Origin of the sequence: Actinomadura latina NBRC 106108 (assembly GCF_001552195.1) — a bacterium.
GTDB classification, from domain to species: domain Bacteria; phylum Actinomycetota; class Actinomycetes; order Streptosporangiales; family Streptosporangiaceae; genus Spirillospora; species Spirillospora latina.
Map to the genome: position 1 here is coordinate 95,535 of NZ_BCQS01000009.1, position 11,792 is coordinate 107,326.

Below are 11,792 nucleotides of genomic sequence, written 5' to 3' on the forward strand. Positions count from 1 at the left end.
GCTGTGATCTAGATCACTCGGTATGCATTGATCTTGCCCCTTCCACAGAGTTGATCAGCGGGTTACCTTAAGGCCGCCTTAACATCCCTTTATGCCTTTGGGGTCCATATGGGTCGTCGTGCGGCATCTCGTGGTAAGCCGGCTGTGGTTCGGTTGTCGTGGCGGCGTCCGGCGTGGACGGCCCGTCTTGCGGTGCTGGCAATGGTCGCGGGATTGGTGCAAGTACCGGCGGTAGCCGCCTTACCACAAGCGGTCGCGCGCGCCGATGAACCCAAGGCCGAGCCGAAGACGGCGGCGACTGAGCAGCAGGCCGTCGCGGCGGCGCGCAAGTCCGGGGATCCGGTGGAGATCACCTCGCGGCGTGGGGAGACCCGCACGGTGCGGGCGCTGCCCAACGGCCGGATCGAGGTCGAGCAGCACATCCAGCCGATCCGCACCCGGCAGGGCGGCAGGTGGGTCGATATCGATACCGGGTTGCATCGTTCCGGCGGGGCGGTGGTGCCGGCCGCGACGACGGTGGGGCTGAAGTTCTCCGGTGGCGGGGACGGCCCGATGGTGCGGATGACCCGGGCCGGGCACAAGCTGGCGCTGTCGTGGCCGCAGCCGCTGCCCGAGCCGACCCTGGACGGTGACACCGCGGTGTATGCGGGGGTGGCGGGCCCGGACGTGGATCTGCGGCTGCGGGCCCGGTCGGACGGGTTCGCGCACGTCCTGGTGGTCAAGACCGCACAGGCGGCCAAGGATCCGCGCGTGGCCAAGTTGGCGTTGGCGCTGTCGACCAGCGATCTCGCCATTCGCCAGGAGCAGGGCGGTGTGCTGACCGCCTCCGCTACCGGGTCGGGCGCCGGGGTATTCGAGGCACCGGCCCCGCGCATGTGGGACTCCTCCCACACCCGGCCGGCGCAAGCCCACGCCCGTGCCGCCGACCCGGAGACCGATCCGGCCAAGGGCCCGGCTGAGGGTGCCAAGACGGCGCGGCTGGCGGTGGCGGTGGGGAAGGGGAAACTCACTCTGACCCCCGATCAGGGGTTGCTGACCGCGCCGGACACCGAGTTCCCGGTGTACATCGACCCGGTATGGACGACCAGCAAGGCGACCAGCTGGGGAATGGTGTCCTCGGGCTGGCCGAGCGAGTCGTATTACAAGTTCGACGGCAAGTCGACCGAGGGCGTGGGCCGCTGCGAGGTGGCCAAGGACCCCAACTGTGTGAAGGACCAGACCAAGCGGCTGTTCTTCAGGATGCCGCTGCCGTCGATCAAGGGCCGCTACATCCAGGACGTGGAGTTCATCGCGTACGAGACCAGTGCCTACAACTGCAGCAATCCCACCTCGGTGCAGTTGTGGCGGACCTCGACGCTGCAATCGTATGCGACGTGGAACAACACCAACTCATCGTCGGTGTGGAAGGAGCAGTTGACCTCGCGGGATGTGGCGTACTGCTCCAAGACGCCGGTGGAGTTCGGCGGGTCCACGCTGCGGGCGCACGTGCAGGACGCCGTCAACAAGGGCTACGGCACGATCACGTTCGGGTTGAAGGCCCACAGCGAATCGACGATGGACTGGTGGAAGCGGTTCGCCGACGACGCCTATCTGAAGGTGCAGTACAACAACCCGCCGTTGCAGCCCGTCACCGACTCGATGTACGCCAACCCGGGCACCAAGTGCCTGCCGTCGGGGCAGGCTAAGACGGTCAACGACATCTCCACCGTGTACGCCTATCTGAAGGACCCCGACGACGAGGACAAGAACAAGGTGCAGGGCCAGTTCACCCTGCACTGGGCCAACAACGCTGACGGTTCGGACTGGGGCCCCAAGTGGACCTCCTCGCTGACCCCGGCCAAGACCACGGGCAGCAGGTTCTCGGTCACGTTGCCGTCCACCATCCCGCAGAAGACCAAGATCGGCTGGGGTGTGCGGGCCTGGGACGGCGAGCAGTGGGGCCCCTGGTCCTACGCCGGCGCCCAGACCGGCTGCTACTTCTACTACGACCCCGCCGTACCCGGTGAGCCGACCATCACCTCCAGCGAGTATCCGAACGACGACACCTGGCACGGCGGCGTGGGAGAGGGCGGTCTGTTCCACATCTCCGACTCCGAAGGTGTCGCGAACCGGTACGAGGTCACGCTGAACGGTGCACATGCGGCCACCGTCAATACCACCAATGGCGCCGAACAGATCGTGGCGCTCGCCCCGACCCGCTCCGGCCCCAACATCATGGAGGTGCAGGCATTCGCGCCTTCGGGCCAGAACGGTGCCAGCATCTCCTATGAGTTCCGCGCCAATGCGGGCGCCGACCCGGTCGCGCGGTTCGACATGAACGAAGGAGCCGGATCGACCGAGGTGACCGCGACGGGGCCGGGACGGGCCGCATGGCTGCGCGGAAGCGCCGCACTTGGCGGAGTCGGCAAGAACGGCACCGCGCTGGCCATGGACGGCGTGTACGGGTTCGCCGAGAGTGGCATGTCGGTGGTCGACAGCACCGAAAGCTTCACGGCATCGGCATGGGTCAACCCTGATCGCCTGCAGGTCGGTGACGTCCTGGCCCAGCTCGGGACCTTCCAAGCCGGTTTCATCCTGGGCATGGAGGCCGACGGTAAGCCGGTGTTCAAGAAGGCCGCCACCGACACCAATGACGGCGGCGGCGCCTGGCAGGTGGCGATCGATGACGCGCCGCTTCCCACCGGTACCTGGAGCCATCTGATCGGCGTGTACGACAAGAGCGCGGCGCAGATGCGGCTGTATGTGAACGGGCAGCTGCAGGCGACGGTGAACGGTGTGACGCCGCTGGCATCCGGGGGCGCGTTCCAGATCGGCCGGAGCTTCTACAATCACGGATTCCTGCACTACTGGCCGGGCGCGATCGACGACGTCCAGGTGTTCTCGTCACCGCTGTCGGACGCGCAGGCCGGCGACTTGGCGGCAGGAACCACGCCCTCCGGGGGAGACCTCGTCGCGCACTGGACGATGGACGAACCGCAGGGCGAGCCCCGCGTCTACAGCCCGGTCGATCCGTTGAAGGCGACCCTGTACGGCGGGGCGACATTGGGAACTGAGGGCCCATCCGGAAACGCGCTGCAGTTGAACAGCGGAGCGCAGGGCTACGCCGAGACCGACCGTCCCGCAATCAACACGCTGCGCAGTTTCGCGGTGTCGGCGTGGGTGAAGGTGGACGCGACCGCCCCGGGCAATGACTTCACGGCCCTTTCGGCCGAGGGAGACTACAACAGCGCCTTCTACCTGAAGTACGTCAAGGACACGCAGAAGTGGGTGTTCGCCCGAGCGGCCCACGATGAGGATCGGGCCGGCTGGTTCCAGGCGACCTCCGCCAAACCGGCGCAGTCCGGTGCCTGGACCCATCTGGTCGGCGTCTGGGACGCACGGACCAAACAACTGCGGATCTTCGTCAACGGTGAACAAGGGAACGACAGTCCCGAAGTGACCGGGAACTGGCAGGCCACGGGCGGCCTTCAGATCGGACGCGCTAAGTACCGCGGCGTCCAGGTCGATTACTGGCCTGGCCAGATCGACGAGGTACGCGTCTACGACCGCGTTCTCGGCGACACGGAGGCCGAGGAGATGGTCGCCCAGCATCCCGTCCTCAAAGCCCGCTGGATCTTGAATGAAAACGGTTCGGCCGACGACGCGTCGGGAGTCGAAGGCGCGGGACCCGCGCTGGTGTTCCACAATGGTGCGGCGATTGACCCAACGGCGGGATTCAAAGACTGGGGATCGGCGGCCGGGTTGAAGCTGGATCCGGTGCAGAAGGCGTTTGCCGAGACCGCGTCTCCGGTGGTGGACACCGCGGAGAGCTTCACCATCACCGGATGGGTCCGCAACGATGGACGGCCGCAGCAGCCGGCCACCGTGTTCTCCCAACCCGGCGCCGATACCAACGCATTCGCGCTGCGGTATGTGCCGGGTGCGGATCCCGAGGAGCAGGGCGGCTGGCAGGTCGTGATGCACAACTCCGACGACGCGGCCGCCCCGGCGTTGACGGCGGCGCATTCGGGGTTCACCGCGCAGGACTGGTCACACGTGGCGGTGGTCTACGACGCCCTGCGCGACAAGGTCAGCCTGTACGTCGACGGGCAACTGGAGCAGACCGCCGAAAGCGTCTCCCAAGAAGACCAGGTCACGTCCTTCGAAGCGATCGGCAATGGCGGCCTGCAGGTGGGCCGCACCAAGTTCGGCGCGACCGACGGCACCGAGTTCTGGACCGATGCGGTCGATGACCTGTGGGCCTACCAGGGGGCGCTGACCACCGAACAGGTCCAGATGCTGGCCGGCGGCGTCGAGTTGCCCACCGAGGACGGCCCCTGACAACCGTTCCGGTCCGCCGCTGCCCTGCGCGCAGCGGCGGACCAGAACCGACCCCTTGCCGATTTCTCTTCAGCTGATCGTGTGACGCTCCCCGTCCCGGCGGGGTGTGGCGATGGAGGACGCCGTGAACGCAGGCCGCAAGAGGCTGGTGCTGGGATCGCGCCGCGCGGTGACCATGGTCGCCGCCATCACGGCGCTCGTGATGCCGGCCGGACTGCTGTCGGTGCCACCGGCGCTGGCCGACCCACCCAACTCCCACCGCCCCAAGGTCGCCTCCCACGAGAAGCCGGTGCCGGGCCATGACCTGAAGGTCCGGCCCCGTGAGAAGGATCCGGCACAACCGGCGGTCGAGGCCGAGGCGGCATGGCCGAACCCCGGCGCCGCCGAGGTCAGCGTCCCCACCACCGGCACGGACACCAGGGCGCGTGCAGGGAAGCTGCCGATTCAGGTGCTGCCACCCGGCAAACCACTCCGCGCGGCGCGAGCGGTGCCACCGGCTGACCGAGTGCGAGTGCAACTCCTCGACCGGCAGACCACACGGCGACTCGGGGTCGAGGGTCTGGCGTTCACCGTGGCGCGCACCGACGCCGATACTCCGGGCCGGGCGAAAGTACGGCTCGACTACTCCAAGTTCGCGCAGGCGTTCGGCGGCGCCTACGGCGCGCGACTGCGCCTCACACAACTGCCGCGATGCGCCCTGACCACACCCGACAAGCCCGAATGCCGCGCCGGTGAGCCGGTTACCACCGACAACGACGCGGCCGAGAAGACACTGACCGCCGAAGTGAAGGTCGCCCCGGCCGCAACCTCGGCAGCCTCTTCCGATGCGCGGACGGCGGTGGCCGAGCAGAACGCCACGCTGCTGGTCGCCGCCGCCGGCTCCGACAGCTCCCAGGGCGACTACAAGGCCACCTCCCTCGATGCGTCGGCGACCTGGAGCGCCGGGGGCAACACGGGTGACTTCACGTGGTCGTATCCCATGCGGGTACCGCCCGTCCCGAGCGGGCTGACGCCCGAGGTCGCGATCTCCTATTCCTCCGCGAGCGTGGACGGGAAGACGGCCAATAGCAATGGCCAGCCGTCGTGGGTGGGTGAGGGCTTCTCGCTGTGGCCCGGATTCATCGAGCGGCGTTACAAGTCTTGCGAGGACGACGGCGCGCCCAAGGACGAGTGGGGCAACTCGCCTGCTGACCAGTGCTGGGGGTATGACAACGCGACCGTCACCTGGAACGGCAAGGGCGGGGAGCTGATCAACGCTTCCGACGGCACCTGGCGGATGAAAGGCGACGACGGCACCAAGTTCGAGAAGCTCACAAGTTCGTCCAACGGCAACGGTGACGACAACGGTGAGTACTGGAAGGTCACGACCTCCGACGGCACCCAGTACTTCTTCGGATTGAACCGGCTCCCCGGTTGGACGAGCGGGAAACCGGAAACGAACTCGACCTGGACGGAGCCGGTGTTCGGTGACGACTCCGGAGAGCCCTGCCATGATTCGACGTTCGCGGGCTCGTGGTGCCAGCAGGCATACCGGTGGAACCTGGACTACGTCGTCGACCCGTCCGGCAACGCCATCAACTACACCTACGCCAAGGAGATCAACCACTACGGCCGCAACCTCAAGCCCGAGGACGAGACCCCTTACGTACGCGGCGGCTACCTGAAGACGATCTCCTACGGGTTGCGCAAGGACGCGCTGTTCGCCAAGGCTCCGGCGCAGGTCACCTTCACCACCTCTGAGCGCTGCCTCCCGGACGCGAGCTTCGATTGCGACCCGTCCAAGATCGGCGACAACCCCGATAAATGGTGGGACGTCCCCTGGGACCTGAACTGCAACTCCGGACAGGAATGCAAGGACACCCATGGCGGCCTGTCGCCTACGTTCTGGTCGCGTAAGCGGCTGAGCAAGGTCGCCACCCAGATCATCAAGCCGGACGGGGCGGGGTACCGGCCGGTGGACTCATGGTCGATGGACCACTCCTGGGGGCTGGCCGACGTCGAAAGGGACCTGCGGCTGGACGAGATCCAGCACACTGGATACGCCTCCGACGGCACGGCGACGACCTTGCCGAAGGTCACCTTCAACCACGTCCAACTGCCGAACCGGCTGGACAAGACCGGCGACGACATCCTGCCCTACATCCGCTACCGGCTCGGCGCCATCTACGACGAGTCCGGCGGGCAGATCGACATCGCCTACTCCGACCCCGACTGCTCCCTGTCGAACCTGCCGACCCCGGAAACCAACACCACCCGCTGCATGCCGGTGATCTGGACGCCACCCGGCCGGGAAGATCCGATCACCGACTGGTTCCACAAGTACGTCGTCACGTCCGTCATCCGGACCGATCGCACCGGGCTGTCCCCCGACATGGCGACCAAGTACCAGTACCTGGGCGGTGCCGCGTGGCACTTCGACGACGATGACGGGCTTACCAAGGAGAAGGAGAAGACGTGGTCGCAGTGGCGCGGCTACGGTCGGGTCCGCACGCTCACCGGTGACTTCGATGCTCCGGCCACCCAGTCCGACACCTACTTCATGCGCGGCATGGACGGGGACCGCAAGGCCGAGGACGGCGGGGAGAAGAGTGTCACAGTCTCCGACGGAGAGGGCGGCACCTACACCGACCATGACGCCCTGGCCGGGTTCAGCCTCAAGACCGTCCAGTACACCGGGCCCGGCGGCAGCGTCCACGCCAAGACCGTGAACACGCCGTGGCGTGTGCAGACCGCCTCCCGCACCCGCTCTTGGGGGACCACCACGGCGAACGTCGTCGCGGTCGACACCACACACACATGGACGGCCAAGGACGGCGGCGGCTGGACCGAGACCAAGACCGACAACGCCTACACCGGATCCGGTCCGGGCATCGGTCGCGTCACCGCGGTCAGTGACCTTGGGGATACCGGTACCAGCACCGACGACACGTGCACACGGACCACCTATGCCGACAACGCCGATGCGTGGATGGTGTCGTTCCCGTCCCGTGTGGAAATCGTCTCCGTCGCGTGCACGGTCACTCCGGACCGGCCGGCTCAAGTGGTGTCCGACATGCGGACCTACTACGACAACGGCGGCTTCGGCGACGCACCGTCCAAGGGCGACATCACCAAGGTCGGAAAGCTCGCCGGCTACGACGGCGGCACCGCGAACTATGTGACGCAGGCCGAAACCATCTACGACAGCTACGGCCGTGTCACCAAGGTGAAGGACGCACTGGAGCAGGCGACCACCACCGCCTACACCGACACGCAAGGTCTGATGACAAAGAAGCAGACGACCACGCCGCCGGCCACGCCGGGTGACGCCTCCACGGCGTTGACGACCACCGAAGAGCTGGATCCGGCGTGGGGTCAGCCGACGCGCACCACCGATGCCAACGCGTTGAACACCGACCTGGTGTACGACGGGCTGGGCCGGTTGACGCAGGTGTGGCTGCCCAACCGGTCCAAGGGCAGCAACCCGCACCCGAACTACGAGTTCGAGTACCAGCTCGCCGAAGGGCAGATCGTCGCGGTCACCACCAAGGCACTGAACGCGACCGGTGGGCAGCGGGTAGAGAAGATCGAGCTGCTGGACGGATGGCTGCGCCCCCGCCAGACCCAGGAACCCGCCCCCGACGGTCGCTTGGTCAGCGACACCTTCTATGACACCCGCGACCAAGTGGCCAAGACCTACGCCGCCTACCCGGCCGTCGGCGCCCCGGAGACCACTCTATTCGGGGTCGGCACCCCCGGCAACGTGGAGTCCCAGACCCGGACCGAGTACGACGGGCTGGGCCGCAAGACCGTCGAAAAGGTCATGAAGGGGAACGGGTCACAGCCCGAGCAGGAGCTATGGCGCACCGTCTACTCCTACGGTGGCGGCAACCGGACCTCGGTTACCCCACCTGACGGCGGCACCCCCACCGCCGAAATCACCAATGCCCGTGGCCAGGTTATCGAGCGTCGTCAGTACAAGGCGTCGACCCCCACCGGTGAGTTTGAGGCCACCACCTATACATACACGCCGACCGGGGAGATCGGGTCGGTCACCGACCCGTCCGGCAATGCTTTCACCACCACCTACGACCTACGCGGCCGCGAGACCCAGACAACCGACCCCGACAAGGGCACCACCACCTTCACCTACGACGACCTCGACCGCGTCACCTCCACCACCGACGCACGCGACAAGAAGGTCTTCACCACCTACGACGGCCTGGGCCGTAAGACCGCCACCCACCAAGGCAGCGCGGACGGGCCGCTGCTGACCTCCTTCACCTACGACACCGTCACGCGCGGCAAGGGCGAACTCGCCACCGCGACCCGCCACGTCGATGGCACGGCCTACACCACCCAGATCCGCCAGTACGACACCCTCGGACGAGTCGAGGCTTCTACCGTCACCATCCCCTCCCAGCAGGGTGCGCTGGCCGGGGCCTATACGTTGTCCACGGCCTACAACCTCGATGGCACGGTGCGGAGCAGCAGCCTGCCCGGCGTCGGTGGACTGCCCGTGGAAACCGTCGTCAACACCTACGACACCTGGCTGCGGCCCACCCGCCTGGCCAGCACCAAGGGCACCTACGTCAACGACACCGTCTACACCCCCATCGGCAAACCCTCCATCCTCGAACTGGGGGTCGAACCGAAGCGCGCGTGGCAGACGTTCACCTACCAGTACGGCACCCAGCGCCTGGACACCGCTAAGACGCTGCGCGAGGGAATCGACGGCAACGACCGGTACGCCGCCTATCACTACACCGACTCCGGCACCATCACCTCCATCACCGACGACTCCCGCGACGGCGTCGACAACCAGTGCTTCACCTACGACCACCTCCAGCGCCTCACCCAAGCCTGGACGCAAGGCACCACCGACGCCTGCGCCACCGAACCCTCCGCATTGCTGGTCGGCGGCCCGGCACCGTACTGGCAGTCTTTCGCCTACGACAAGGCCGGCAACCGCACCGCCGAGACCCGTCACGGCATCGGCGGCACCGTTGACACCACCTACACCTACACCTACGCCGCCCCCGGCCAGGGCAACCGCCTCACCCAGCTCACCCAGGTCGGCCCCGCCGGGAATCGCACCGACACCTACGGCTACGACGCGACAGGCAACACCGCCACCGTCCAAACCAGCGACGGCGGCCCCACCAGCACGACCAGAACCTTCGACTGGAACACCGAAGGCGAACTGGCCAAGGTCACCGAGAACGGCAACGACGAGTCCTACATCTACGACGCCGACGGCAACCGCCTCATCCGCAAGGATCCCGCTGGGGCGACCCTCTACCTGCCCGACGGCACGGAGCTGCGGGCCCTCAACGGCGCCACCACTGCCACCGGCACCCGCTACTACACCTTCGCCGGCCAGACCGTCGCCATGAGAACCTCCGACGGCACCATCACCTATCTGTCCGCCGACCACCAGGACAGCGTCGAGGTCGCCGTCAACGCCGCCACGCAGGCCGGTACCGTCCGCCGCTTCACCCCGTTCGGGTCCATCCGGGGCTTCGACGAGAACGCCACCTGGCCGAACGACAAGGGCTTTGTCGGCGGCACTCAGGACACCACCGGCCTCACCCACCTCGGTGCCCGCGAATACAACCCGGACACCGGCCGCTTCATCTCCGTCGACCCCCTCATGGACCAGGCCGACCCGCAGCAGATGAACGGCTACACCTACGCCAACAACAATCCCGTCACCCACGCCGATCCGGATGGCCTCTGCCCACCCGACATCTGCGGTGCCGGTTACGTTCCGGTCGGTCACAAGAAGCCATTGATGACCGGCGGGTGCGGGCACGACTGCGGTAAGCCGCCCTCTGGGTTCACCTCCTCACCGAACAGATCGGTTCACGTCCGCTGGGGCGACACCACCGTCCACGCACGCAATTCCATGGTCTACACCGCAGCCCGGCTGCGGATGATGGAACTCGTCTACACCAAGTACGCGGGAACGAACGGGCCGCTGGATCCCCTGCTCATACCGGCCTGCGGCACGGGAGGCACCGCCTGCTTCCCGGGAGACCTCGGAAGGCTCGGCAACTTCGCCAACCTCCTCTGCAAGATCGGCGGCTTCACGTGCGAACGCATGTCGGGGCTGGAATTTTTCGGCGCCGGGATGCACAGCTTCGTCGACCTCGGCGGCTTCGGCGGAAAGGACGGAGGCATCACCGGCGTCGGCGGTGGCCGGCGGCCGGGCCGAGCACCGGGCGGTTCGAAGCTACGAGGCTGTAGCAGTTTCGTCCCCGGAACGTCGGTACGCATGGCCGACGGCAGTGACAAGCACATCGAAGATGTCGAGGTCGGCGACAAGGTCCTGGCCACCGACCCGGAAACCGGTGAAACCAGCGCGCAGCCCGTCCTGGGCACTGTTACCAGCAAGGGCGACAAGAACCTCATTCAGATCACCGTCAACACCAGCGTTCCAGCCTTCGGGTGGCTGGCCGACGAAGATTCCAAGCCCGCCACCGCCAAGTTTCTCAATCACAAGGCGGGCAAGACCGGGGTGATCATCGCTACCGACAATCACCCCTTCTGGGTCGCGGGCGACATCAACACCTGGGTCGAGGCCGCCGACCTCAAGCCCGGCATGTGGCTCCGTACCAGCGCCGGCACCTACATCCAGGTAAGCGCCACCAAACCCCGGAGCATCCACCACCAACGCGTCCACAACCTCACCATCGCCAACACCCCCACGTACTATGTAGGTGCTGGCAACGCGTCGACCCTTGTCCACAATACGGGGGGATGCGGCAACTTCTCGTCGCCGCAAAATGCCCTTAATCACTGGAATAAGCACAAGGGAGAGTTCCCTGAGCTGCGCAACTCACTCGAATATCTTAAGGCGGCAAGAGGGTTCACCAGCAAGCCGCCGACAGGGACGCTGGTGCGGATACGCGGGAATGGAGACCGAGTGTTCTTCAACCCGAGAAGCAATGAATTCGCGGTGCGCACGAGAGGTGGAGTGATCCGGACCTATTTCCGCCCCAATCCGGCTCAGCATGGATACCGTAACAACCTGGAGTACTTCCGTGCCCAGGCATCATGACCAGCTCTACAAGTGTCGCGTGTGTGGATTTCCGCAGGCAGACCCGCCGTGGGGACTGGATGGCCGAACGCCGTCCTTTGATATTTGCGCGTGCTGCGGGGTGGAGTTCGGCTATGAAGACGCCACGGCGGAAGGAGTCGAACGGTATCGGCAAGAATGGCTGGACTCCAGAGGTTCATGTAAAGGGCTGAATATTCAGGTGCCGCCCGATGTGTGATGAGTAGAATGAAACCGGCCGCCGGATTGCTCCCCCGTCAGGGTGCTGAAGGCGGCCATGGCACGCGCCCACGTCGATCTGCGTGGGGGCGCCGTGCCGCGCGTCCGGGTGCCTCCGGCACTGACAGTGGCAGCGAACGGTGTTTCTCTCAGAGATCGCATTGGCGCGGGGCGTGGGGGCGCGTCAGGATGCTGGGGTGACTTCGTCGTCTGG

At 66.5% G+C, this 11,792-nt stretch carries 2 protein-coding genes; both read left to right on the forward strand.

Going from position 1 to position 11,792, the window contains the following annotated elements; translation table 11 throughout:
• Positions 1 to 201 precede the first annotated feature (201 nt).
• Positions 202 to 4,320, forward strand: a complete 4,119-nt coding sequence (locus tag AL2_RS15410) for a LamG-like jellyroll fold domain-containing protein (RefSeq protein ID WP_168444523.1) — start codon at positions 202 to 204, stop codon at positions 4,318 to 4,320.
• 112 nt (positions 4,321 to 4,432) lie between these two features.
• Entirely contained in the window at positions 4,433 to 11,362 is a 6,930-nt protein-coding gene (locus AL2_RS15415) for an RHS repeat-associated core domain-containing protein (RefSeq protein WP_067634405.1), read from the forward strand.
• Positions 11,363 to 11,792: the final 430 nt, after the last annotated feature.